Origin of the sequence: Macromonas bipunctata (assembly GCF_002837135.1) — a bacterium.
GTDB classification, from domain to species: domain Bacteria; phylum Pseudomonadota; class Gammaproteobacteria; order Burkholderiales; family Burkholderiaceae_C; genus Macromonas_A; species Macromonas_A bipunctata.
Window position 1 is genome coordinate 1 of the sequence record NZ_NWBQ01000043.1, and the last position, 24981, is coordinate 24981.

Consider the following 24981-nt stretch of genomic DNA (forward strand, 5'->3'; position numbering starts at 1 on the left):
CGGCCCGGAACATTCTCGCGGCGGGGCATCGCCGTCTGGCAGCAGGAATCCCCGCTCTTTAGGGCGGGGAGGATGTCAAGGCAAAGCGCCGTTCGCCCAGCGCCTGTTGTTGCAACACGGGCGCGGGCAAGTTGCCCGAATGGCGCGCGGTGGCATCGTGCTTGAAGTAGTAGCCCAGCACCACAGGCCGGTTCTGCAACGCTTGGGCAAAACGCTGGTCGTAGTCCAACTGCGGGGCCAGGGCGGCCAATTGCTGGGCAAAGCCGGGCTGATCGCGCAACGCACCAGCGGCCAACGCTTGCAACTGCGCCAGGCCTGAGCTGGCATCGGCTTCGGCAAACACCACGTCCATGCCCAGTGCGGCAATCTGTTGTTGCTCGAACAGCGTGTCCATCAACCGTGCCAGATGGTGGCGCGACCACGGCCATTGGCCCACCTCGGCCAGGCTTTTTTCGTCCAAATCCACAATAGCGATACGCTTGTCCAGCGTGCGCGGCATGAAGGCCCGCAGCCGCATGTCGTACACCATCGCTTCGAGCCGCTCCAGCGCCTCCAGCCGCCACCACCCACCCGCGTGCAGCAGCATCACCAGCACGGGCAGCAAGGTCAGGCACAAACGTGCGGTGTGTTGCAATGAGTGACGCATGCGGGGCTGTGTGATTGTCGTGTTGTCCCAGCAGCATGGCGCGCAGAGGCCGGACACGCCAGCGCACCAAACCCTACAACAGAGTGCGTTACAGCACGAAGTCGGTGTTGGCCAGTGTGGTGATGCCGGTCAAGGCGATTGAAAACTCCGCCGTAGCGTCAGCATCGGTGTTGCCGTACAGCACACCCGCATTCAGCCTGAGTTGACCGGCCTTGGTAAATGCCACGTTGGCACCAATCAAACCCGTGAAGGCTTGGTTGCCTGTCAATGCGGTGTTGGCATCGATGGTGGAGAGGTCTATCTTGTCCTGACCACGCACGAAGTCGGTGATGACATCGCGTGTGGTGGCGGTCAGACCCGATTCGGCCACGGTGTTGAAGTCGAACACGTCGTTGCCAGCGCCGCCAGTCAGTACGTCCTTGCCCGCACCACCAATCAGGATGTCGTTGCCACCATTGCCCTGCAAGGTATCGTTGCCAGCACCACCGGTGAGGCGGTTAGCAGTAGCGTTGCCGGTCAGCGTGTTGGCCAGAGCATTGCCCGTGAGGTTGCCCGCGACGGTGCCCTGCACCACACCTTTTTCGACGTTGGCACGCAAGGTGTAGGCGAGCAACGTGCTGTACACCGTGTCGGTACCGCCAGCCAGCGCCTCGTTGACCAAGTCGCTGGCGTGGTTGACGTAGTAGGTGTCGTTGCCGTTGCCCCCAGTCATGGTGTCTGCGCCTGCGCCGCCGTTGAGGACGTTGGCGGCAGCATTGCCGGTCAGCTTGTCGTTGTACTTGGAGCCGGTCAGGTTCTCGATGTTGAGCAAAGTATCGATACCCGCGCCGCCAGTATTTTGCTCCGTGTTGCTGGCCAGTGTTACGTTGACAGCAGCGGTGGCATTGGCATACGACACGGTGTCGGTACCAGCACCACCGTCAATCGCATCATTACCGACAGTGCTCAACAACACGTTGTTGCTGCTGTTGCCGGTAATGGTGTTGACGGCAGCCGTGACCGCAGCAGTGTCACTGCTGGTGACGGCCTCGACGGTGCCTTGGCCGTCGGTGTAGCTGGCCGTGACGCTGATCGTCTTACCTACGTCGGCCTGACCCAGCGTGTAGGTGGTGCCCGTAGCACCCGTGATGGCGGCACCGTTGGCCTTCCATTGGTAGCTGATGGTGCCAAGACCGTCCACGTCGGCCAAGGTGTTGGTTACGGTCAGCGCCTGACCTTGAATGGCGGTTCCTGTGACTACGACCAAGCCCGCCGGGGGAGTATTTACATTTTCATACGCTGTTGAAACGCGCAGTGTGTAGGTTCCGGTACCTGCGTCCATCAAGTCGGAAACACTCAGGTAGTAGTTGCCCGACACAGTCGCGGCATACGACATCAGTGGGTCGTCACCAGTTCCTCCGTTGTAAGCCGTAGTCCCGGTATACGACCCATTCGGGCCGTAGAGTTTCAGGTAAGCTTCCGCCGATCCTGTGCCCAAAGTGCCGCCACCACCGTCGGCACCGCGCAGGTCAAAGACGTACGTTGTACCGGCCACCAGTGCAACCTTGAACCAGTCCTCGTCCTGCACCAGCTCAATGGTGCCCGTGACTTGGCCGCCAACTGGCACCACTCCCGTGGTTGCAGTGGTGGCTGCGTAATCGTCGGTTACAGCCGACTCAGAAACCCGAAGCGTGTAGGTTCCGGTACCTGCGTCCATCAAGTCGGAAACACTCAGGTAGTAGTTGCCCGACACAGTCGCGGCATACGACATCAGTGGGTCGCCACCAGTTCCTCCGTTGTAAGCCGTAGTCCCGGTATACGACCCATTCGGGCCGTAGAGTTTCAGGTAAGCTTCCGCCGATCCTGTGCCCAAAGTGCCGCCACCACCATCGGCACCGCGCAGGTCAAAGACGTACGTTGTACCGGCCACCAGTGCAACCTTGAACCAGTCCTCGTCCTGCACCAGCTCAATGGTGCCCGTGACTTGGCCGCCAACTGGCACCACTCCCGTGGTTGCAGTGGTGGCTGCGTAGTCGTCACCCAGTAATCCAGTCCAACTTTCTGACATGTGAATGGGAAGAACTACATTCCCTGCGGTGTACTCTAATTCCCAGTCTCCGCCAGATGTAGCAGAGCCGGTAACATCAACGGAGGCTGCTACATCGGCTCCCGTCAAATTGGCTAACGACTGGACAAACTGCAACCCCACATCGCCCTGCGCCACGTTGCAGCCGTACAGCAAAATGTCGCCTGTCTCGGTCAAGCTGCTGCCGATGCTGGCCAGTTGCGCACTGTGACCAATCAGGTAGTCGCCATCCACCCGCGTGTTGCCCAAGTACAGCGCGCCTTGGCTGCCGTGCGACACCACGTGGATGGCCTCAATGCCGGTACGTCCCGCCAAATAATCGGCCATCTGTTGCAGCCCGCCGGTGGCGCTGTCGAGTACCACCACCTCGGCGGTCGTTGGCAGATATGCCATCAGTTGGGCGTAATCGCTGACGCGGGCATCGACAAAGATAAGGCTGGAAGTGGTCATGGCAGACAGTTTGGTTGAATTTTTGAAGATTATCACCTGAAAATAATTTCCAAAATTAAATCTATTTGCAAAACCTCAACAAAACGCCCGCCCAAAAACACCAAAGCCGGAGGGCACCTTGCAGCGCGCTCCGGCCTAGTGTTCAGCGTCGCCCCGGAGTCAGTTCAACACACGGGGCAGGGCTGGGGGCTGGCTTTACAGCAAACCTTTGAGCAGGCGGCCCATTTCCGACGGGTTGCGGGTGATGGTGAAACCGCATTCTTCCATGATGGCCAGCTTGGCATCGGCCGTGTCGGCACCGCCGCTGATCAGCGCACCGGCGTGGCCCATGCGCTTGCCAGCCGGCGCGGTCACGCCAGCAATGAAGCCGACCACCGGCTTCTTCATGTTTTCTTTGCACCACAGGGCGGCTTCGGCTTCGTCCGGGCCACCAATTTCACCGATCATGATCACGGCATCGGTGTCCGGGTCGTCGTTGAACGCCTTCATCACGTCGATGTGCTTCAGGCCGTTGATCGGGTCGCCACCGATACCGACGGCGCTCGATTGGCCAATGCCCAGTTCGGACAGTTGTGCCACGGCTTCGTAGGTCAGGGTGCCGGAGCGGCTGACCACGCCAATGCGGCCTTTTTTGTGGATGTGGCCGGGCATGATGCCGATCTTGATCTCATCGGGGGTGATGAGGCCAGGGCAGTTCGGGCCCAGCAGCAGGGTTTCTTTGAAACCTTGTGCCACGCGGTGCTTCATGGCGTTGCGCACCACCAGCATGTCCTTGACCGGAATGCCTTCGGTGATGCAGATCACCAAGTCCAGCTCGGCTTCCACGGCTTCCCAAATGGCGGCGGCAGCACCTGCCGGCGGCACGTAGATCACGGAAACGGTAGCGCCGGTGTCGGCAGCGGCTTCTTTGACGGTGCCGTAAATCGGCACGTCCAGAATCTTTTCACCGGCCTTCTTGGGGTTCACACCGGCCACGAAGCAGTTTTTGCCGTTCGCGTACTCGATGCACTTCTCGGTGTGGAACATACCGGTCTTGCCGGTGATACCTTGGGTGATGACCTTGGTGTCTTTGTTGATCAGGATAGACATGTTCTGTTTCCTTGGGCGTGGGGCTCAGGCGGCGGCGTTAACGGCAGCCACCACCTTTTGGGCGGCTTCGGCCATGGTGTCGGCGCTGATGATGGGCAGGCCGGATTCGGCCAGCATCTTCTTGCCCAGCTCTTCGTTGGTGCCCTTCATGCGCACCACCAGCGGCACGCTCAGGTTCACGGCGCGGCAAGCGGTGATCACGCCAGTGGCGATGGTGTCGCACTTCATGATGCCGCCAAAGATGTTGACCAAAATGGCCTTGACTTTGTCGTTCTTGAGCATGATCTTGAACGCTTCGGTCACTTTTTCGGGGGTGGCACCGCCGCCCACGTCCAGGAAGTTGGCCGGCTCGGCGCCGAACAGCTTGATGGTGTCCATGGTGGACATGGCCAAGCCAGCACCGTTGACCAGGCAACCAATGTTGCCGTCCAGGCTGATGTAGGCCAGGTCGAACTGGGAGGCTTCCACTTCCGCCGGATCTTCCTCGTCCAGGTCGCGGTAGGCCACGATGTCCGGGTGGCGGAACAGCGCGTTGGCGTCAAAGTTGAACTTTGCATCCAAGGCGATCAGGTTGCCCTTGCTGTCGCGGTTGAGTGGGTTGATTTCGACCAGCGAAGCGTCGGTCTTCATGTAGCACTGGTACAACTTTTGGAACAGGTCGATGGCCTGTTCTTGCGAGTCTTCCGGCATGCCGATGCCTTGGGCCAGTTCCAGCGCCTGTTCGCGGCTCAGGCCGGTGTCCACGCATTCGATCGGATCGACAAAAATCTTGACGATCTTTTCAGGGGTGTTGTGGGCCACTTCTTCAATGTCCATGCCGCCTTCGCTCGAAGCGATGAAGGCCACTTTTTGCGTGGCGCGGTCGGTCACGACGGAGACGTAGTATTCCTTCTGGATGTCGGCACCGTCTTCAATGTAGAGGCGACGCACTTTTTGGCCTTCCGGGCCGGTTTGGTGCGTGATGAGCTGCATGCCCAGAATGTCACCGGCCAGACGTTGCACGTCTTCGATGCTCTTGGCCACTTTAACGCCGCCGCCCTTGCCACGGCCACCGGCGTGGATCTGGGCCTTGACAACCCACACGGGGCCGCCGAGTTTTTGGGCCGCTTCGACGGCTTCTTGCACGGTGAATGCCGGGATGCCGCGCGGAACGGGCACGCCAAACTGACGCAAGATTTCCTTGCCTTGGTACTCGTGAATCTTCATAAAAAAGCTTTCTTGGGAGTCGGTCAACAACACGTCCGCCCTGCGGGCAAAGTGCCTGAACATTCCGGTAAAACAACACGGCACTGTGCAAGGGAGCAAGGGACACACGAATTCAGAAATGTATCATGCGGTAACGACTTTAACCTTGTTCCAAACTGACATAGTTTGGCGCTATGGTGTGACGCATACCCACAGGAGAATCTTGATGCCCCACATTTTTATCGATGGCGAAGCCGGTACCACCGGCCTGCAGATCCGCGAACGCCTGGCCCACCTGCCGCAACTCACGCTGTTGAGCATTGCGCCCGAGCGCCGCAAGGACCCAGCCGCCAAGCGCGAGCTGATGGCGCAAGCCGACGTGGTGATTCTGTGCCTGCACGACGACGCAGCGCGCGAATCGGTGGCCATGATCGACGAACTTAAGGCCGCAGGCCAGCAGGCACCGCGCATCATCGACGCTTCTACCGCGCACCGCGTGGCACCGGGCTGGGTGTACGGTTTTCCGGAGCTGTGCGCCACCCAGGCCGAGGCCGTGCGCACCGCCGAGCGCGTGGCCAACCCCGGCTGCTACGCCACAGGGGCCATTGCGCTGCTGCGCCCGCTGATTGATGCGGGTCTGTTGCCCGCAGACCACCCTGTGGCCCTGCCCAGCGTGAGCGGCTACACCGGCGGCGGTCGCCCGATGATCGAGGCCTACGAGGCGGGTACCGCCGCGCCGTTTGAACTGTACGCGCTGGGGCTGGGGCACAAGCACATCCCCGAAATCATGGCCTGCACCGGCCTGACCCGCCGCCCCGTGTTTGTGCCCGCCGTGGGCAACTTTGCGCAAGGCATGCTGGTGCAGCTGCCGCTGCACCTCGACCTGTTGCCGGGCCAGCCCACCTTGGCCGATCTGCACAACGCGCTGGCCCAGCATTACGCGGGCAGTGAATGCGTGCGCGTGCTGCCCGCCACCGACGACAACAAGCTCGACGCCGTGGCGCTGGCCGACACCAACCTGCTGGAGCTGCGCGTGTTTGGCAGCGACGCCCACCGCCACGCGGTGCTGGTGGCACGGTTGGACAACCTGGGCAAGGGTGCCAGCGGCGCGGCGGTGCAGAACCTGCGCCTGATGCTGGGCGTTTGATTTGCGCCACGGCGCGGTCAGGCGCATGGGGTATCCTTGCCCCATCGCAACTACCTTGTCCGACAGTGGCAGACCCTTATCCCAGTAGCGTGCCGCACCGCAGTGTGCGGCACGAAGACAAACGCGGTTTCCTGCAAAAACTGGCCGAGTTTATCCACCCCGGCCCCGACTCCAAAGACGAATTGATCGACTCCTTGGCCGAGGCCGAGGACAACGAGATCATCAACGCCGAGTCGCGCATCATGTTGGAAGGTGTCATCCGCATGGCCGACATGACCGCTGGCGACGTGATGGTGCCCACCCCGCACATGGACGTGTTGGACATCAACGCACCCTACCCCGAGCTGCTGCAAACCGTGATTGCAACCGGGCATTCCCGCTTTCCAGTGTTTGAAGGTGAGCGCGACAACATCGTTGGCATTTTGTTGGCCAAGGACTTGCTCAAGTTGCAATGCCAGTCTGGGGACACTGGCCCCGACGTGCGCCACTTGCTGCGCCCCGCCACGTTCATCCCCGAAAACAAGGGTCTCAACGACTTGTTGCGCGACTTCCGGGGCAACCGCAACCATCTGGCCATCGTAATCGACGAATTTGGCCGCGTGGCGGGCCTCATCACGATTGAGGACGTGTTGGAAGAAATTGTGGGCGAGATCGAGGATGAGTTTGACGTGGACGAGGACGCGGGCCACGTGCTGGCGCTGGCCGATGGCGGCTGGCGTGTGAGTGGTGAAACGCCGGTGGAGCACATGAACCAGACCTTTGGTCTGCAATTGCCCGAAGATGAGTTCGAGACCATCGGTGGCATGGTGTCGCACGCCGTGGGTCGGGTGCCCAAACGCGGCGAAAGCCACGATTTAAACGGTTTGCGCCTGGTGGTGCAGCACACCAAAGGCGGTGCGGTCAAGTGGTTCAAAGTGGTGCGCCTGGGCACTGGGGCCTGATGCCGCCGCTGCGCTGGTGGCCGTGGCTGCTGGTGGCCGGGGCCAGTCAGGCGTTGGCGCTGGCTTGGCCGTGGGCCGGTACGCTGTTGCCGCAGGGCCAGCCTGTGGCTTGGCTGCAATGGGTTGGGTTGTTGCTGCTGGTGCCGGTGCTGCGCGCTGCGCCATCGTGGCGGGCAACGGCGGTGCGCGCGTGGTGGTTTGCGCTGGTGTGGCTGGCGGGCACGTTTTGGTGGTTGTTCATTTCCATGCACACCTACGGCGGCTTGCCCGCTGCGTTGGCGGTGCTGGCGGTGTTGGCTCTCGCGGGGTTTCTGGCGTTGTTCTACGCTGCTGCTGGCGCGACGTTCTGGCATTGGCGTGGTGCTACGCCTGCGGTGCAAGCGTTGGCCTTTGCCGCGTGCTGGACGCTGGCCGAGCTGGCCCGGGGCCGTTGGCTGACGGGTTTTCCGTGGGGCGCAGGGGGGTATGCGTTGGTCGATGCGCTGGGCGCGTTGGCTCCGTATGTGGGCGTGTATGGCTTGGGCGCGTTCAGTGCCGGGGTGGCGGCGTGGCTGTCCGCTGGGATGCCGTGGCGCGGGCGCATGGTGCCGGTTTTGGCCGCATCAGCGGCACCGACCACGCGCTGGCTGGGGGCGGGTACCGTGGCCGCACGCGGCTGGGCGCTGGTGCTGGGTGCGGGTTGGCTGTGGCTGCTGGCCTGGCCCGGCGCTGGTCAGGTGTTGCAACAAGTGTTGCCGCTGCACACCAGCTCCAGCGGTCCGCTGGCCGTGACGCTGCTGCAAGGCAACATTGCGCAAGACGAAAAATTCCAGGCTGGCAGCGGTGTGCCCGATGCGCTGAACTGGTACGGCCAGCAACTGCGCGCAGCGGTTGCGCCCGTGGCCCCAGCGGTGGCAGCCGACCCAGCGCTGGCAGGGCAGGGCGCTGACGCGCTATCCGCTGCTACCGCAGTCCCGCGTCTGGTGCTGGCCCCCGAAACCGCCATCCCGCTGTTGCCGCAAGACATGGATCCTGCCTACTGGCGTAGCCTGCTCAACGCCATTGCGTCGGGCGATGCCGCCGTGATGCTGGGCCTGCCGCTGGGCAGTTTGGCCGATGGTTACACCAACTCGGTGGCGGGCTGGACACCGGGGGCGCTGGACTTTCACCGCTACGACAAACACCACCTGGTGCCATTTGGCGAGTTCATCCCGCCGCTGTTCCGTTGGTTCACCAACCTGATGCACATCCCGCTGGGCGACTTCAACCGGGGTACGCTGGCCCAGCCGCCGTTGCTGTGGGGCGGGCAGCGCATGGCGCCCAACATCTGTTACGAAGACCTGTTTGGCGAAGAACTGGCCGCTGGTTTTGCCGACCCCACCCGTGCGCCCACGGTGTTGGTCAACGTCAGCAACATCGGCTGGTTTGGCGATTCGGTGGCCATTGACCAGCACCGCCACATCTCGCGCATGCGGGCGCTGGAGCTGCAGCGCCCCATGCTGCGCGCCACCAACACCGGGGCCACGGCGGTCATCAACCATCTGGGGCAAGTGACGCACGAATTGCCCCGCCTGACGCGCGCCGTGCTGCACGCCCAGGCCGAGGGCCGCACCGGCCTGACGCCTTACGCCCGCTGGGCCAGCCGCTGGGGCCTGGGGCCGCTGTGGGCCGCTGGCGGGCTGGTGTTGCTGCTGCTGTGGCGCCGCCGCCGCACCACCTGAGTCCGGGTGCGCCAACCTGGCGCGCTTGACCAATTGCATTTGCATAAATACAATTGACACCCCTTGTTACATCTTGCAACGTGTCCGGTGCCTGACCCAGACCACGCTGGCGGTACACAGCGGAGTCCAGACCAGCGGCAGCCACGCCGCCGCCGCCCGGCCACGCTCGAACAGCGCGAAGGCGTGCTCGGTCATCCAGGTGAAGGCCACCACCGTCAGGCCCGACAGGATGCCAAACGCCAGCACCACGGTGCGGGTCTGCCACGTCCTGCGGTCGATGATCTCGGACCGCAGCGACTTGATGATGCGGGGGTCTTGCTGCTCGCTCATGGTGGTGCCTTTGCCGCAGTGCGCTCACAGCTCGGCCAGCGGAATGCCGCCCGCACTCTCGTCCGCCTGCAGCATGTGGACCAGCTGTGCCAGGTGGTGCTGCAGCTGCGTCAGGGTGGTGGGGGGCAGCTTTTGCAGGGCTTCGGGCAGCACGCCTTCGTAGGGGCCGGGCGCGCCTTGCAGCAGCGTCAGGCCCGCCGGTTCCACAAACAGCTGCACGTTGCGCCGGTCGATGGTGGACTTTTGCAGCTGCACCAGCCCGCGCTTGACCAGCTGGCGCACCAGGTTGCTGGCGGTGGACTGGTGGATGTCCATGCGCCGCGCCAGCTCGTTGATGCCGATGCCGGGCCGCTCGCGCACCACGTGCAGCGCCCACACCTGGGCCCCGCCGATGCCCACCCGCTTTTCCACCTGCTGGAAGTGCGTGCGCACGGCGTTGAACACCACCCGGAACTGGCGCAGCACCTGCGCCGCCTGTTCGCGCTGGTGGTCTGGCAAGGAAGGTGGCACGGAGGCGGTAAGCGACTGGTCTGGCACGGCGGTGAAATAATGACGGTTGGCAATTCAATACACCGGGCATCATGCACCAGCGCGGGCGTGCGCACACGTGCCCATGCAACAATTTTCAGGGGGTGGCACACCGCAGCTGTGGTGCAAGCGGCCCCGGCAGGGTGGCTGCGCCCTAGAATCTACGCTTTGCAGGCCCCACCGGGGGCAGGCCCGAATTCCTCTACCGATGGCGAATTGCATCGCCCACCGCAGGCACACCACATGCTGACCTTCCAACAAATCATTCTGAAATTGCAAGCCTACTGGGATGCCCAAGGCTGCGCCTTGCTGCAACCCTACGACATGGAAGTGGGCGCTGGCACCAGCCACACCGCCACCTTTTTGCGCGCCTTGGGGCCAGAGCCGTGGAAAGCCGCCTACGTGCAACCCAGCCGCCGCCCCAAAGATGGCCGCTACGGCGAAAACCCCAACCGCTTGCAACACTATTACCAGTACCAGGTGGTCTTGAAGCCCGCGCCCAGCAACATTTTGGAGCTGTATTTGGGCAGCTTGGAGGCGTTGGGTTTCGACCTGAAAAAGAACGACATCCGCTTTGTGGAAGACGATTGGGAAAACCCCACCTTGGGCGCATGGGGCTTGGGCTGGGAAGTGTGGCTCAACGGCATGGAAGTGACACAGTTCACCTACTTCCAGCAAGTGGGCGGTATCGATTGCAAGCCCATCACCGGCGAGATCACCTACGGGCTGGAACGCCTGGCCATGTACCTGCAAGGCGTGGACAACGTCTACAACCTGACATGGACTGAGCGCGCCGACGGCACCAAGCTCACCTACGGCGACGTGTACCACCAGAACGAGGTCGAGCAATCGACCTACAACTTCGAGCACAGCGATGCCGACTTCCTGTTCACCGCCTTTGCCGCGCACGAAAAACAGGCCCAGCACCTGATGGCGCAGCAACTGGCCTTGCCCGCTTACGAGCAAGTGCTCAAGGCCGCGCACACCTTCAACCTGCTGGACGCGCGCGGCGCCATCAGCGTGACCGAACGTGCCGCCTACATTGGCCGTATCCGCAACTTGGCGCGCGCCGTGGCGCAGAGCTACTACGAAAGCCGCGAGCGGCTGGGCTTCCCGATGGCACCCCGCGAATGGGTCGAGCAAATCGAGAAAAAAACCGCCTAACCGCTTGTTCACTCCATGACCACGCTCCCCCACGCCGCCCTGTTGACCGAAGTGTTTGGCCAGCACTGGCTCAACAACAGCTTGCTGGACGACACCTTCTTGCGCCACAAGGCGCAAGAGCTGGCCGCACAGCCCCTGCCGCCCGGCTGGGAGGCGTGGTTGCACGCGCACTTTCAGCCCGACACCTTGGCCCAGTGCAACGAGGCCCAGTTGGAAGACAGCCTGATTGCCCCGCTGCTCAAGCAACTGGGGTGGGAGGCCGTGCCGCAACAAGTGTTGACGGTGCAGGGCAAGACCGCCAAGCCCGACTGGTGCCTGCTGTTGCAGCCCGCCCACGCGCCGCAACTCATGGCCCAGCACAGCGCGGGCAGCCACCTGATTGCCGCCATTGCCGAGGCCAAGGCTTGGGGCAAGCCGCTGGATACCGGCAAAGCGCGCCTGGACAACCCGCACCACCAGTTGCAGGACTACCTGAGCACCCTGCGCGTGCGCTTTGGCTTTTTGACCAATGGCCGCCATTGGCGCGTGTACGACACCGACAAAATCACCGCCCGCAAAACCTTCATTGAATTTGACTTGGCGCAACTGCTGGCGTTGCCCGCCGGTGACGAACGCCAACAGGCGCTGGCGCTGTTTGCTTTCTTCTTTGGCCGCAACACCTACGCCCCAGCGGGCGACGCGCCAGCCCAGCCGGGCCACACCGGCATCGAGCGCACACTGGCCGAGGCCACCAGCTTTGCCGAAGCCGTGGAAGACAACCTCAAGGCCGTGATTTACGGCTACGAGGGCGAAGATTCGCTGTTCGAGCGCATCGGCAAAGCCATTTACCAGGCCAACGCCGCCGTGGCCCCTGCGCCGCCCACGCTGGAGGCGGTGTACGAAAACAGCATCATCCTGCTGTTCCGCTTGCTGTTTGTGGTCTATTTTGAGGACAAAAACCGCGAACTGCTGGCCCTGCACCCGTTCTACAACGAACACAGCCTGCAAGCCCTGCACCGGCAATTGCGCCACGACGTGGCCCGCCGCCCCCACCAGCACAACGGCATGCTGGCGCTGCGCCACCTGTTCCGCATGCTGGACGAAGGCGAGCGCGACATCGACGTGCCGCTGTTCAACGGCGGCTTGTTCGACCCCGCGCGTGCCCCGCTGCTGCAAGCGCCCAAAATCTTCGACAACACCACCCTGTTGTCGATGCTGGACCAGTTGCGCTTCAAGACCCACCGGGGTGATACCCAGTTTGACGTGCGGCGCGACTTCCGCCACATGAGCGTGACCCACTTGGGCCGCATCTACGAAGGCTTGCTGGAATTCCGCTTTGAGCGTGCGCCCGAGGCCGCCACCTACCTCGAATACCAGAGCAGCAGCACGGCGGGCAAAACGGTCGAAGCCTACTTTGACACCTACGACGAGGCCCGCATCCGCAAGGAGAAAGGCTTCAAAGTGCTGCGCGAATTCAGCGTGCAGGCCGGCGAGGTGTACCTCAAAAGTGCCAGCAACTCGCGCAAAACCAGCGCCAGTTACTACACACCGGCCAGCTTGTCCGACCGGCTGGTGCAGGCCAGCATGGCGCGCGCCTTGCAAGCGGGCAAGCCGCTGGCCCAACTCAAGATTTTGGACAACGCCTGCGGCAGTGGGCACTTTTTGGTGCAGGCGCTGGCGTGCCTGACCGACCTGGCCGTGCAGCGGCTGGAGCACGACCCCGAACTGGCGCAACTGCTGCACGAGGAACGCGCCAAGATCAGCGCCCAATGTGCCGCGCTCAACCTGCCGCACACACCCGACGACGGCCAAATCCTCAAGCGCCTGCTGCTCAAACGCTGCATCTACGGCGTGGACTTGAACCCCTTTGCCGTGGAGCTGGCCCGCCTGAGCCTGTGGATGGACAGCTTCATCTTTGGCACGCCGTTGTCGTTCATCGAACACCACATCCAGCACGGCAACGCCTTGGTGGGGGCCACGGTGCAAGACTGCATTGCCCACAACACCACCACCGGCGCGCAAGACGACCTGTTTGTGCAAGGCATAGCGGCCCGTTTTGACGCACTGCGCGGCGTGATGCACGAGTTGGATGCCATGCGCGACACCACCGCCGCCGAAGTGGCGCACAGCAAAACCTTGTGGCGCAACAGCGTGATGCCCCAACTGCGCCCGCTGTTCCGCGCCCTGAGCTTCATCACCACGCGGCGCATGCTGCTGGCCGAAGGCCAGTCCGCCGAATGCGAAGCCCTGGACAAAACCCCCGACCTGCTGGCCCAACTGTTCAATGAACACGGCAACGCCCCCACCCGCGTGCTGCAACAGATTGAGGACTACGCCCGGCGCTACCACTTCTTCCATTACGAAGTGGCCTTCCCCGAGGCTTTTGGCGGCAACGCCCCCGGCTTTGACGTGGTGGTGGGCAACCCGCCGTGGGACAAAACCAAGTTCAGCGACACCGACTTCTTTCCGCAGTACCACAGCCGCTACCGCAGCGCCAAAAACGCCGAAAAAGCCGCCATCCAACAACGCTTGTTGGGCAGCGCCCACATTCAGGCCCGGTACGATGAGGCGCAGAAGCAGACGGGAGCACTTGATGCCTATTACAAAGACAAAGACCTGTTCCCGCTGAACAAAGGTGCGATTGACGGCAACCTGTTTCGCCTGTTTGTGGAGCGCAACCTGCGTTTGCTGGCCCCCGGCGGCAGCTTGAACTACGTGTTGCCCAGCGCGTTGATGTTTGAGGAAGGCTCGCTGGCGTTGCGCCAGCACATCCTGACGCGGTGCCAGATGCCGTTCTTTTACAGCTTCGAGAACAACAAGGGCATCTTCCCGGATGTGCATCGAAGCTACAAATTTGCGCTGATGCAAGTCCTCAACGTGCCGCCCCCGCTGCGCCCAGGCGCTGCGCCGCAGGCCAACCCCGCCAGCGCGGACGACATCTTTCAAGCCATTCGCGGCGATGTGGCCATCGACACCGCGTTCTACGTGTTGGATGCCGCCGAGCTGGACGACCCGGCGCGCCATGTGCCGTACCCGCTGGCCACCGTGCGCGCGTTGTCGCCGCAGCAGTGGGCGCTGATGGAACTGCACCATGCCCAAGATGTGCCCATCTTGAGCCAGTGCTACGCCGCCTTTGCGCCGCTGTCCGCCAATTGGCTGGACTTCCGGCGTGAGTTGCACATGACCCACGATAAGGACTTGTTTTTAGAGCAAGCCGTAAATGGTGCCCTGCCGCTGTACGAAGGCAAGATGATTTGGCAGTACAACCACTTATTTGAGTCGGCGCAGTATTGGCTGGAACCCGTTGCTTTCGACGCGCGCTTGCACAGCAAAGAGCTGCACCGTATGGCCCAAAATCTGGGCGTACCTAAATCTGAAGTGGCCAAGTACGCTAACTCTGTAAGTTTTGACCGGGATTTTGTACGTCTGGCCTTCCGTGTCGTTTCCAGCGATACCAATGAGCGCACATTAATTTTTGCACTGTTGCCACCACGTTGCGGTACGGGTCACTCAATGTTTGCCAGCGTGCCCAAGCATTACGTATTGCAGACGGTTGATGGTGCTCACGGCGACAAAAAAGCAAAATTGAGTGTTAGCGTACAACCGGTTTCACCGTTGCGTTTGTTGTTTGCCTTGGCGTGGCTCAACAGCTTGCCAGCGGACTGGCTGGCGCGCTTCATGGTGCAAATCAACGTGAGCCAGACCTACCTCTACCGCCTGCCCATGCCCCAGCCCAGCGATGCGGACATTCTGGCCAACCCCGACTACGCCGCGCTGGCCAAAAACGCCTTGTTGTTGACCTTGGCCGCTGGCTGGGACGACTTTGCCACCGACCTGGCCGCCCCCATGCAGGCGCTGGGGGTGGGCAAAAAGCACGTGCCCACCACGCCCAAAGCGCAAGACAAACTGCGCGCCGACATCGACCACCGCGTGGCCCGGCTCTACGGCTTGCAGCCCGCCGATTTGGCCCACATGGTCGCCAGCTTCAAAGTCATGGCCAGCAAACGCCCCGAATACCTGACCCTGTTGCCACCGCACTGAACCACCCGCCGCCCGCATCGCGCAAAATCCATTTTTAAGCCTCTTACCCCGTACACAAAAACATGACGACACAAAATCTGCTGGTTGAACTCTTTGTGGAAGAACTGCCGCCCAAGGCGCTCAAAAAACTGGGCGATGCCTTTGCCACGGGCCTGTTCGAGCAACTCAAGGCGCAGGGCCTGACCTCCGGCGACACCGTGGTCACGCCCTACGCCTCGCCGCGCCGCCTGGCCGCGCACATCAGCCACATCTGGCTCAAGGCCGACGATAAGCCCGTGCAAATCAAGCTGATGCCGGTGGCCGTGGGCCTCAACGCCGAAGGCCAGCCCACGCCCGCGCTCATCAAAAAGCTCACCGCGCTGGGTGCTGACCTGGACCTGCACGACCCCGCCGCCGTGCTGGCCGCGTTGCAGCGTGCCGTGGACGGCAAAGCCGAAGTGCTGTTCTACAACAGCGTTGTCACCGGGGCCACGCTGGACGTGGGCCTGCAAAAGGCGCTGGACGAAGCCATTGCCAAACTGCCCATCCCCAAAGTGATGACGTACCAGTTGGAAACCGATTGCGCCTTGCCCGGCTGGAGCAGCGTGCATTTTGTGCGCCCCGCCCACGGTTTGGTGGCGTTGCACGGCGCTGCCGTCGTGCCGGTCAAGACGCTGGGCCTGACCGCTGGCCGCACCACGCAAGGCCACCGCTTTGAAGCCGCGCAGCCAGTGCTGGAACTGGCCCACGCCGACGTGTACGCCGACACCCTGCGCACCCAAGGCGCAGTGATTGCCAGCTTTGCCGAACGCAAGGCCGAGATCGCACGCCAACTGGCCGCCGCCGCCGCGCAAGTGGGCAACGGCTGCCGCCCCATTGAGGACGATGCGCTGCTGGACGAAGTGACCGCGCTGGTCGAGCGCCCCAACGTGCTGGTGTGCCAGTTTGAAGCAGAATTCCTCGAAGTGCCGCAGGAATGCCTGATTCTGACCATGAAGGCCAACCAGAAGTACTTCCCGCTGCTGGACGCACACGGCAAACTGACAAACCAGTTTCTGGTGGTCAGCAACATCAGCCCCGCCGATGCCAGCGCCGTGATTGGGGGCAACGAGCGCGTGGTGCGCCCGCGTTTGGCCGATGCCAAATTCTTCTTCGACCAAGACCGCAAAAAAACGCTGGAAAGCCGCATCCCCGGTTTGGCCAAAGTGGTGTACCACAACAAGCTGGGCACACAAGGCCAGCGCGCCGAGCGCGTGCGCGCCATTGCCCACGGCATCGTGCAGCAATGGAGTTTGGCCACGGTGCCGTTCACGCTGGACGACAAAGACCACTTTGACGTGCTCGACAGCAAAGTGCAGCAAGCCGCCTTGCTGGCCAAAACCGACCTGCTGACCGACATGGTGGGCGAATTCCCGGAGCTGCAAGGCATCATGGGCGGTTACTACGCCCGCCACGAAGGCCTGCGCGACGGCGTGGCCATCGCCATTGAAGACCACTACAAGCCCCGCTTTGCGGGCGACGCACTGCCGCGCAACCACACCGGCACCGTGCTGGCGCTGGCCGACAAGCTCGAAACCCTCATCGGCCTGTTCGGCATTGGCCAATTGCCCACCGGCGACAAAGACCCCTTCGCGCTGCGCCGCCACGCGCTGGGCGTGATCCGCATCCTGACCGAAAACCAGCTCCCGCTGGAACTGCCCGCGCTGCTGGGCGTGGCGGTTGATGCGTTTGGCGACCTGATCGAGCCACCCACCCACACCGTGCTGGACTTCATGCTTGACCGCCTGGCCGTGAGCCTGCGCGAACAAGGCTACAGCGCGCAAGAAGTGGACGCGGTGCTGGCGCTGCGCCCCACCCGCATGAGCGACGTGGCGCAACGCTTGGCCGCCGTGCGCGCCTTTGCCGCCTTGCCCGAAGCCCCGGCCCTGGCCGCAGCTAACAAGCGTGTGGGCAACATCCTCAAAAAAGCCGATGCCGAGGTCGAGCCCTTCGTCAACGTGGATTTGCTGCAAGAGGCCGCCGAGGCCGCCCTGTCGGCGGCGCTGCTGCACGTGGCCCCCGAAGCCGATGCCGCGCTGGCCCGTGGCGACTACACCGCCAACCTCAAGGCGCTGGCCGCGCTCAAAGCCCCGGTCGATGCTTTCTTTGACCAGGTGATGGTCAACGCGCCCGACCCGGTGCTCAAGGCCAACCGCCTGGGCCTGCTGGCCAAGCTGCACCTGGCCATGAACCGTGTGGCCGATTTGTCGCGCCTGGCGGCCTGAACGGAGCACTGGCCTTGTCTGCCCCTGTATCGCCTGCGGCGCTGCCGCGCAAGCACGCCCCGGTCAAGCTCGTGGTGCTGGACCGCGACGGCACCCTCAGCCCCGACCCCGAGGACTTTGTGCGCGCCCCCGAGGACTGGGTGCCCCTGCCCGGCGCGCTGGAGGCGGTGGCGCGCCTCAACCACGGTGGCTGGCGCGTGGTGCTGGCCTCCAACCAGTCCGGCCTGGGGCGCGGGCTGTTCGACGTGGCCACCCTGAACGCCGTCCACGCGCGCATGCACAAGCTGCTGGCCGCAGCGGGCGGGCGCATCGAGGCCGTGTTCTTCTGCCCGCACGCCCCCGAGGACGACTGCGCTTGCCGCAAGCCCGCGCCGGGCCTGTTCCTCGACATTGCGCGCCGCGTGGGCGTGTCCCCGGCGCAGATCGTCGCGGCGGGCGATTCGGTGCGCGACGTGCAGGCCGCTGCCGCCGCCGGGTGCCAGGCGCACCTCATCCGCACCGGCCAGTCCGCGCTGGCGGGCGACGCACCGCTGCCCCCCGGCCTGCCGCCGGACACACAGGTGCATGCCGACCTGTCGGCGTTTGCCGATTTTGTGCTGGCGCGCGATGCGCAGAAAGTGTCCGTCTGATGCTGGTGTTGTCTTTCCTGCGCTCGGCGCTGCACATGCTGTTCATGGCCGTCACGGTGGTGCCGTGGGCGCTGGCGGTGGTGGTGGCCGCGCCGTTCATGAGCCGCACCCGCGTGTATTGGTGGTGCGCGCGCTGGCTCAAGCTGGCGGTGGACAGCGGCGGCTGGATCATGGGCATCCGCAACCACGTCACCGGTTACGAGAACCTGCCCACGGCGGCCAACGCGCCGGCGGTGCTGCTGGTCAAGCACCAGTCCACGTGGGAGACCTTTGCCATGCCCGCGCTCATGCCGCACCCGCTGGCCTTTGTGTTCAAGAAAGAGCTGTTGCGCGTGCCCTTTTTTGGCTGGGCCATGGCGTGCATGGACATGATCCACATCGACCGCTCCAAACGCTCGCAAGCCTTCCGCCAGTTGCAAGAGCAGGGCCAGCGGCTGCTTGACCAAGGCACCTGGGTCATCATGTTCCCCGAAGGTACGCGCATCGAGCGCGGCCAGCAGGGCCAGTACCAGACCGGCGGCGCGTGGCTGGCCGTCAAGACCGGCGCGCCGGTGATTCCGGTGGCCGTCACGTCGGCCAAATGCTGGCCGCGCAAGGCCTTCATCAAGCGCCCCGGTGTGGTGGAGATCTCGATTGGCCCCGCCATCCCCAGCACCGGGCGCAAGCCCGAGGAGCTGATGGCCGAGGTGCAGACCTGGATCGAGACCGAAATGCGCCGTCTTGACCCGCAGGCCTATTCTTCTTCCGATCACGCGCCACAGCCATGACCACAGCCACCTCCACACCGGCGACCGCACCCGAGTGGCAGCGCACCTGGCGCGTGCTGGGCGCCTCGGCGCTGGTCATGCTGGTGTTGTGGGGGCTGGCGCCATGGCTGCACTGGCCCAGCGTGCCGCACTTCCTGATCTGGCACCAGGCGCTGGAGACGCTGGCGATTGCGGTGTCGGCCATGATCTTTGCCGTGGGCTGGAACACGCACCGCCAGCGCCCGCAGGGCCGGGTGCTGGTGCTGGCGCTGGGCTTTCTGGCGGTGGCGCTGCTGGACTTTGTGCATGGCGCCTCCTTCGTTGGCATGCCCGACTTCTTCACGCCCAACTCGGTGCAGAAGGGCATCCACTTCTAGCTGGCGGCGCGCTACGCGGCGGCGCTGGTGCTGCTGCTGGTGGTGTGGTGGCCGTGGTCGCTCTGGTCGTGGCGGCGCTGGCCCTGGCGCGTGCTACTGCTGTGGCCCATCAGCCCGGTGTGGGGCCTGCTGGCGGTGCTGGGTGGTACGGTGCTGCTGTGCGCCGCACTGCTGCTGTACCCGCACCTGCTGCCCGCCACCTTTGTGCCGGGGCAGGGCCTCACACCCTTCAAGCTGGCTGCCGAATGGGGTGTGATTGCGCTGCACGCCCTCACGGCGGTGCTGCTGTGGCGCCAGCGCGGCCAGCGCCAGCAGTTCAACGTGCCCATGCTGTTTGCGGCGGTGTGCGTCATGGCCATGAGCGAGGTGTTCTTCACGCTCTACCTCAGCGCCACCGACCTCTTCAACTTCACCGGCCACGTGTACAAGGCGCTGGCCTACTGGCTGCTGTACCAGGGGGTGTACGTCACCACCGTCACGCAGCCCTACCGGGCGTTGAACGAGTCGCGCCAGTCGCTGCAAGCCATCCTCGACGCGGTGCCCGACGTGGTGTTCGAGATCGACGCCCAGGGCCGCTACTGCAACGTCTACGCACCGCGCCCCGACCTGCTGGCCGCGCCGGTGGCCAGCCTGCTGGGCCGCACCGTGCACGACGTGCTGCCGCCGCGCAGCAGGTGGTGGACGCGCTGGCACAGGCCCGCACCCACGGCCACGCCTACGGCCAGGTGATCGAGCTGCCGCTGGCCAACAGCGCGCACTGGTTCGAGCTGTCGGTGGCGCGCAAGCAGGGCGACGAAGTGCGCGGCGAGCGCTTCGTGGTGCTCTCGCGCGACATCACCCAGCGCATGAGCGACCAGGCCGCGCTGCGCCGTTTGGGCATGGCGGTGGAGCAAAACCCCCACGCCATCGTCATCACCGACCCCGACGCGCGCATCGAGTACGTCAACCCCGCTTTTGCCGCCTGCACCGGCTACAGCGCCGCCGAGGTGCTGGGGCACAACCCGCGCCTGCTGGCCTCGGGCCAGACCCCGCCCGAGGTGTACCAGGCCATGTGGGCCAGCATCACCAGCGGCCACAGCTGGCGTGGCGAACTCACCAACCGGCGCAAGAACGGCGAGATCTACATCGAGGACGCGCTGATCTTCCCGATTGCCAACGAGCAGGGCCAGACCATCAACTACCTGGCCATCAAGGAAGACGTCACCGAGCGCAAGCGCGCGGCGGCGCGCATCGAGCAGCTGGCCCACTTTGACGCCCTGACCGGCCTGCCCAACCGCACCTTCTTTGCCTCGCGCCTGCAGCAGGTGCTGGCGCTGGCGCAGCACGCGCACGGCTATGTGGCGCTGCTGCACCTGGACCTGGACAACTTCAAGCACATCAACGAGTCGCTGGGCCACAAGGTAGGCGACGCGCTGCTGCAGGCGGTGGCGCAGCGCCTCAAGGCCTGGCTGCCCGAGCAAGACCTGCTGTGTCGCCACAGCAGCGACGAGTTCATGGTGGTGCTGCCGCTGCTGCGCGAGCCCCAGGCCGCCGCCCACACCACCAAGGAGCTGCAGCAGGCGCTGCAAGTGCCCTACCGGCTGGCCGACGCCTACGAGCTGGTGGTCACGACCTCGGTCGGCATTGCGCTCTACCCCGACGACGGCAGCGACTTCGACACCCTGGCGCAGTGCGCCGAATCGGCCCTGCACCGCGCCAAGGGCGAGGGGCGCGACACCTACCGCTTCTTTGCCCCCGGCATGCAGCAGCGCGCCACCCGCGTGCTGCAACTCGAAAACGCCCTGCGCGCCGCGCTGCCGCAAGAGCAGCTGATGGTGTACTTCCAGCCCCAGATCCGCGCTTGCGACCAGCGCCTGGTGGGCGTGGAGGCGCTGGTGCGCTGGCGCCACCCGGAGTGGGGCATGGTCAGCCCGGGCGACTTCATTCCGGTGGCCGAGAGCAGCGGCCAGATCATTGCCATAGGCGCCTGGGTGCTGCGCACCGCCGCACTGCAGGCGCGCCGCTGGCTCGACGCCGGGCGCAGCAGCCTGACGGTGGCGGTCAACCTGTCGATGGCGCAGTTCCGCCACCCCGGCCTGGTGCAGCTGGTGCAGGACGTGCTGCAAGAGAGCGGCCTGCCGCCCGAATGGCTGGAGCTGGAGCTGACCGAAAGCATGGCCATGGACCAGCCTGGCAACGTGACCGAGACCGTGCGCCAGCTGCACGCGCTGGGCGTGTCGCTCTCGATCGACGACTTTGGCACCGGCTACTCCTCGCTGAGCTACCTCAAGCGGCTGCGGGTGCAAAAGCTCAAGATCGACCAGTCCTTCGTGCGCAACATTGCCACCGACGCCAACGACGCCTCCATCGTCAACGCCATCATCGGCATGGCGCACAGCCTGGGTGCGCGCACCGTGGCCGAAGGCGTGGAGACGCCCGAGCAGTTTGACGTGCTGCGCCAGCTGGGCTGCGACGAGATGCAGGGCTACCTGTTCAGCCCCGCCTTGCCCGCCCCGGAGCTGGAGCGCCGCATCGAGCAGGGATTTGAGCGCGCCAGCCTCCCCTGAATGCGGTCTTTGCCCGACAATCGCTGCTCATGATGAACACCTCACTGCAACACCTGATCGACAACAACCGGGTCTGGGCCGCGCGCATGGAGCAGCAGCGCCCGGGCTTCTTTGGGCAACTGGCGCAGCAGCAAACGCCCAAGTACCTGTGGATAGGCTGCGCCGACAGCCGTGTGCCCGCCAACGAGATCACCGGGCTGGATCCGGGCGAGGTGTTCGTGCACCGCAACGTGGCCAACGTGGTAGTCCACTCCGACTTGAACGCGCTGTCCGTCATCCAGTACGCGGTGGACGCGCTCAAGGTCGAGCACATCATGGTGGTGGGGCACTACGGCTGCGGCGGCGTGCTGGCCACGCTGCGCGGCACCCGCGTGGGCCTGGCCGACAACTGGCTGCGCCACGTGCACGACGTCAAGATCCGCCACCGCCGCCGCCTGGACCACCTCAGCGTGCCCGAGCAGGAGGACGTGCTGTGCGAGATGAACGTCATCGAGCAAGCCGGCAACGTGGCTCTGACCAACGTGGTGCAGGACGCCTGGAGCCGGGGCCAGAAGCTCACCATCCACGGCTGGTGCTACGGCCTCAAGGACGGGCTGGTGAAAGACCTGGGCGTGAGCATGCGCCACCCCGGCGAGGTGGTGGACGTGTTCCGCAACGCGCTCAAGCGTTACCCGCGCGGCAGCGCCTGAAGCTGCAGCCCGCCGCCGCTCAGCCCAGCTTGAAGCGGTTGACGTTGTCCTTGAGCACAAACGCCTGAGCGCGCAGCGAACTGGCGGCGGCGCTGGACTCCTCCACCAGCGCGGCGTTCTGCTGCGTCATCTGGTCCAGGTGCGCCATGGCGCTGTTGATTTGCGCGATGCCGCCGCTTTGCTCGGCGGCGGTGCCGCTGAGATCCTGGATCAGCGTGGCCACCTCCTGCACCGACGCCACCACGCGCTCCATGGTGCTGCCCGCCAGGTGGACTTCCTGCGCCCCGGCCTCGACCTGATCGACCGAGGACTGGATCAGGCTCTTGATCTCTTGCGCCGCCTGCGCCGAGCGTTGCGCCAGGTTGCGCACCTCGGTGGCCACCACGGCAAAGCCGCGCCCTTGTTCGCCCGCGCGGGCCGCTTCCACGGCAGCGTTGAGCGCCAGGATGTTGGTCTGGAACGCGATGCTGTCGATGACGCCGATGATGTCGCCAATGCGCCGCGACGCCTGGGTGATGCCGTCCATGGTCGAGACCACCCGCGCCACCGACTGCCCGGCCTCGCTGGCCACCGCGCTGGCGGTTCGGGCACTGCTGGCGGCTTGCTGCGCCACGCTCAGGCTGTGCTGCACCGAGCTGGTCATTTCCTCGGTGCTGGCGGCGGTTTGCTGCAGGCTGGAGGCCGTGGTCTCGGTGCGCCCGCTCAAATCCAGGTTGCCCTGTGCAATCTCGTCGCTGGTTTGAGCCAAAGTTTCGGAGGAATCGCGAACGGTTACCAAGGTTTCATGCAAATCTTGCTGCATATTTTTCATGGCCTGCAAAAGTTGGCCAATTTCATCCTTGCCTTTGATGGTGATTTTTTGACTTAAATCACGTTGCGCAATAGATTGCGCGACACGAATAGCCTTATTGACACCATGCCCAATGGATCGGCTGATGATAAGTGCAAGTGTAAGGGCTGCTCCAATGGAGAAAATACTTACAGCAATCAAGGTATTCCTATTGAAGGTGTATTTAATTTGAGCTGTTGCAACTTCTTTCGCGGCTGTGTCAGCGACGTATTTATTGTATTCGTTGGCGGCAATGATTAGATTTGCAAGGTGCGGACGGCAGTCTCTGTTCATTTTTAAAACAGCCTCTTCTGCCGCACCTTTTAATGCTAAATCAACAATATTTAGTGCGATTGGCGCGTATTTTGATTCAGATATTTCTATCGCATTAAATAGATTTTGTTCTTTTTCAGAGATCCTTTGAATTTTTGAAATTGATTCTTTAAGTTTGGCTACAGACAAAGTTATTTTTTGATGTGCTTTTTCGATGGCAATTTTCTCGATTTCACGTTCTGCCAGTGTTCCAGCGAGTACAAGATTTCTTGCGCCGATGGCTCTGGCATTTGCAGCGTCAAGAATATCGTTCGCCAACATAACCCGTACACTGGTTTCATTGACATAGCTTGAGAACAAATCATGCTCATCTTTTACGGATGTTATTGATAAATAAGATACAAAAAATAATATAATTGCCAACCCTCCAAAAGAATAAATAAGTTTGTTTTTGATAGATAAAGTATTAATTAGTTTCATATTTTTTCCAATCAGTGATAATCAATGTTGTGTTTCATTTCGCAGAATTGATGCTCGACCATCTTTGCCAAAATCCACGTAACAGCAATGCTGCCCTAGAATTTGTTTTTGGCGATAGTGAATATATTGTATTTTTTAATTTCAAAGGATCTTTCTCCATGTGTTTTATGCTGGGATCATTAAAAGATTTGAATCCTATGTGCCATTCTGGAAACATGCGAACTTCAATGGGTTCTTGAATAATTTTGGTTATATTTTTGTGGCGCGGATCGTGCTCAATGCGTTCGTACAATTGATTGACGCTGATTTGTGGACCCTCTAAATACTGCATGATGTTGCCGTCATCAAACAAAAGCATTCCAGTAATTCCATAAGACTTATTGTTGTTTTTGGAATTTTTTAGTAAAAATGGCAATTGAAATTTAATTAAATCACATCCGCTGGATACATAAATAAGGTAGTTTAATTCCGACATGTTTGTGTAAAAAGTTGAATTAAGGTTGCACATCAATATGTAATATAAAAAATAAGAATCTTTATTAAATAATAAATTATTTTATTTATTAAAAATAATTTACAATAACAAGGTATGACGGATAGCCTTGCGTAATTGCTTCACGCAGTTGAATGTCCTGCACATGGCCGAGGCGTGACAGCCTCGCCAGAAAACAAAGGAGCACCCCCGTCTTTTTGGGGGAATATGTGGATGCTTGAGGTTTGGTCGATTGACCAGCCACATCGGCGTAGACCGATGGATTTGGGTGCAGCTACCTTGCGAAAGAAATCGCCGCTGTTGAAAACCTAGATACCAAAAAATAAGCAAAAAACACCAAGACCATCCCCTACCTTGGGCATGTTTTTTGCTGATGGCTAGGAATGGCCTGCTGCCTGCTGCCTGCTGCCT

Annotated in this window: 18 protein-coding genes and 1 pseudogene; 11 read left to right on the top strand and 8 right to left on the bottom strand. The window is 62.4% G+C overall.

All coding sequences use genetic code 11. The annotated features are described in order from the left end of the window. Positions 1 to 58 precede the first annotated feature (58 nt). The 4 genes from CON76_RS06430 to sucC all read right to left on the bottom strand — a co-directional run bounded on the left by CON76_RS06430 (position 59) and on the right by sucC (position 5456). Complete coding sequence (locus CON76_RS06430) at positions 59 to 646, bottom strand: CHASE2 domain-containing protein (protein WP_101102546.1); 588 nt, start codon at positions 644 to 646, stop codon at positions 59 to 61. An 88-nt stretch (positions 647 to 734) separates the two neighbouring features. Next, positions 735 to 3161 (bottom strand): DUF4347 domain-containing protein, encoded by a 2427-nt coding sequence (locus CON76_RS06435; protein ID WP_101102547.1) that lies wholly within the window; start codon positions 3159 to 3161, stop codon positions 735 to 737. 195 nt (positions 3162 to 3356) lie between these two features. Continuing rightward, positions 3357 to 4250: a succinate--CoA ligase subunit alpha gene (sucD, locus tag CON76_RS06440; RefSeq protein WP_101102548.1), complete on the bottom strand. Its 894-nt coding sequence runs from the start codon at positions 4248 to 4250 to the stop codon at positions 3357 to 3359. A 24-nt stretch (positions 4251 to 4274) separates the two neighbouring features. After that, complete coding sequence (gene sucC / locus CON76_RS06445) at positions 4275 to 5456, bottom strand: ADP-forming succinate--CoA ligase subunit beta (protein WP_101102573.1); 1182 nt, start codon at positions 5454 to 5456, stop codon at positions 4275 to 4277. A 205-nt stretch (positions 5457 to 5661) separates the two neighbouring features. Between sucC and argC the strand changes: the two genes are divergently transcribed. The 3 genes from argC to lnt all read left to right on the top strand — a co-directional run bounded on the left by argC (position 5662) and on the right by lnt (position 9223). Further along, positions 5662 to 6582 (top strand): N-acetyl-gamma-glutamyl-phosphate reductase, encoded by a 921-nt coding sequence (gene argC, locus CON76_RS06450; protein WP_101102549.1) that lies wholly within the window; start codon positions 5662 to 5664, stop codon positions 6580 to 6582. Positions 6583 to 6647: 65 nt separating this feature from the next. Next, positions 6648 to 7523 (top strand): HlyC/CorC family transporter, encoded by an 876-nt coding sequence (locus CON76_RS06455; protein ID WP_101102550.1) that lies wholly within the window; start codon positions 6648 to 6650, stop codon positions 7521 to 7523. Then, a complete protein-coding gene (lnt, locus tag CON76_RS06460; protein WP_101102551.1) occupies positions 7523 to 9223 on the top strand; it encodes an apolipoprotein N-acyltransferase in 1701 nt (566 codons plus the stop codon). The genes CON76_RS06455 and lnt overlap by 1 nt, the downstream gene beginning before the upstream one ends. 66 nt (positions 9224 to 9289) lie before the next feature. On the opposite strand, the gene CON76_RS06465 is transcribed toward lnt, so the two are convergent. Continuing rightward, positions 9290 to 9553 (bottom strand): hypothetical protein, encoded by a 264-nt coding sequence (locus CON76_RS06465; RefSeq protein ID WP_101102552.1) that lies wholly within the window; start codon positions 9551 to 9553, stop codon positions 9290 to 9292. Positions 9554 to 9577: 24 nt separating this feature from the next. Further along, positions 9578 to 10090, bottom strand: coding sequence for a MarR family winged helix-turn-helix transcriptional regulator (locus CON76_RS06470; protein ID WP_240592788.1), 513 nt, complete (start codon positions 10088 to 10090; stop codon positions 9578 to 9580). Between the two features lie 234 nt (positions 10091 to 10324). On the opposite strand from CON76_RS06470, the gene glyQ reads away from it, so the two are divergent. From glyQ to can, 8 genes and pseudogenes are all read left to right on the top strand, one after another. Then, a complete protein-coding gene (gene glyQ / locus CON76_RS06475) occupies positions 10325 to 11245 on the top strand; it encodes a glycine--tRNA ligase subunit alpha (protein WP_101102554.1) in 921 nt (306 codons plus the stop codon). 15 nt (positions 11246 to 11260) lie between these two features. Continuing rightward, positions 11261 to 15265 (top strand): Eco57I restriction-modification methylase domain-containing protein, encoded by a 4005-nt coding sequence (locus CON76_RS06480; RefSeq protein WP_101102555.1) that lies wholly within the window; start codon positions 11261 to 11263, stop codon positions 15263 to 15265. A gap of 62 nt (positions 15266 to 15327) precedes the next feature. Beyond that, the gene (glyS, locus tag CON76_RS06485) at positions 15328 to 17508 is read left to right on the top strand and encodes a glycine--tRNA ligase subunit beta (RefSeq protein ID WP_101102556.1); all 2181 of its coding nucleotides are present in this window, start codon (positions 15328 to 15330) and stop codon (positions 17506 to 17508) included. 14 nt (positions 17509 to 17522) lie between these two features. Beyond that, entirely contained in the window at positions 17523 to 18137 is a 615-nt protein-coding gene (gmhB, locus tag CON76_RS06490) for a D-glycero-beta-D-manno-heptose 1,7-bisphosphate 7-phosphatase (RefSeq protein WP_240592789.1), read from the top strand. Further along, positions 18137 to 18904, top strand: coding sequence for a lysophospholipid acyltransferase family protein (locus tag CON76_RS06495; RefSeq protein ID WP_420812922.1), 768 nt, complete (start codon positions 18137 to 18139; stop codon positions 18902 to 18904). The genes gmhB and CON76_RS06495 overlap by 1 nt, the downstream gene beginning before the upstream one ends. A 182-nt stretch (positions 18905 to 19086) precedes the next feature. Continuing rightward, a pseudogene (locus CON76_RS13555) lies at positions 19087 to 19989 on the top strand (MASE3 domain-containing protein). Further along, a complete protein-coding gene (locus CON76_RS06500) occupies positions 19938 to 21806 on the top strand; it encodes a putative bifunctional diguanylate cyclase/phosphodiesterase (protein ID WP_240592790.1) in 1869 nt (622 codons plus the stop codon). The pseudogene CON76_RS13555 and the gene CON76_RS06500 overlap by 52 nt, the downstream one beginning before the upstream one ends. A 29-nt stretch (positions 21807 to 21835) precedes the next feature. Next, entirely contained in the window at positions 21836 to 22495 is a 660-nt protein-coding gene (gene can / locus CON76_RS06505; protein WP_205758195.1) for a carbonate dehydratase, read from the top strand. Positions 22496 to 22514: 19 nt separating this feature from the next. On the opposite strand, the gene CON76_RS06510 is transcribed toward can, so the two are convergent. Next, positions 22515 to 24077: a methyl-accepting chemotaxis protein gene (locus CON76_RS06510; protein WP_101102557.1), complete on the bottom strand. Its 1563-nt coding sequence runs from the start codon at positions 24075 to 24077 to the stop codon at positions 22515 to 22517. Positions 24078 to 24111: 34 nt separating this feature from the next. Beyond that, the gene (locus CON76_RS06515; protein WP_169929005.1) at positions 24112 to 24552 is read right to left on the bottom strand and encodes a BLUF domain-containing protein; all 441 of its coding nucleotides are present in this window, start codon (positions 24550 to 24552) and stop codon (positions 24112 to 24114) included. Positions 24553 to 24981: the final 429 nt, after the last annotated feature.

What these genes read in the sequence shown, in the direction of transcription:
- CON76_RS06430 (WP_101102546.1), bottom strand. Translation starts at nt 646, where the DNA reads ATGCGTCACTCATTGCAACACACCGCACGTTTGTGCCTGACCTTGCTG.
- CON76_RS06435 (WP_101102547.1), bottom strand. Translation starts at nt 3,161, where the DNA reads ATGACCACTTCCAGCCTTATCTTTGTCGATGCCCGCGTCAGCGATTAC.
- sucD (WP_101102548.1), bottom strand. Translation starts at nt 4,250, where the DNA reads ATGTCTATCCTGATCAACAAAGACACCAAGGTCATCACCCAAGGTATC.
- sucC (WP_101102573.1), bottom strand. Translation starts at nt 5,456, where the DNA reads ATGAAGATTCACGAGTACCAAGGCAAGGAAATCTTGCGTCAGTTTGGC.
- argC (WP_101102549.1), top strand. Translation starts at nt 5,662, where the DNA reads ATGCCCCACATTTTTATCGATGGCGAAGCCGGTACCACCGGCCTGCAG.
- lnt (WP_101102551.1), top strand. Translation starts at nt 7,523, where the DNA reads ATGCCGCCGCTGCGCTGGTGGCCGTGGCTGCTGGTGGCCGGGGCCAGT.
- CON76_RS06465 (WP_101102552.1), bottom strand. Translation starts at nt 9,553, where the DNA reads ATGAGCGAGCAGCAAGACCCCCGCATCATCAAGTCGCTGCGGTCCGAG.
- glyQ (WP_101102554.1), top strand. Translation starts at nt 10,325, where the DNA reads ATGCTGACCTTCCAACAAATCATTCTGAAATTGCAAGCCTACTGGGAT.
- CON76_RS06480 (WP_101102555.1), top strand. Translation starts at nt 11,261, where the DNA reads ATGACCACGCTCCCCCACGCCGCCCTGTTGACCGAAGTGTTTGGCCAG.
- glyS (WP_101102556.1), top strand. Translation starts at nt 15,328, where the DNA reads ATGACGACACAAAATCTGCTGGTTGAACTCTTTGTGGAAGAACTGCCG.
- CON76_RS06495 (WP_420812922.1), top strand. Translation starts at nt 18,137, where the DNA reads ATGCTGGTGTTGTCTTTCCTGCGCTCGGCGCTGCACATGCTGTTCATG.
- can (WP_205758195.1), top strand. Translation starts at nt 21,836, where the DNA reads ATGATGAACACCTCACTGCAACACCTGATCGACAACAACCGGGTCTGG.
- CON76_RS06510 (WP_101102557.1), bottom strand. Translation starts at nt 24,077, where the DNA reads ATGAAACTAATTAATACTTTATCTATCAAAAACAAACTTATTTATTCT.
- CON76_RS06515 (WP_169929005.1), bottom strand. Translation starts at nt 24,552, where the DNA reads ATGTCGGAATTAAACTACCTTATTTATGTATCCAGCGGATGTGATTTA.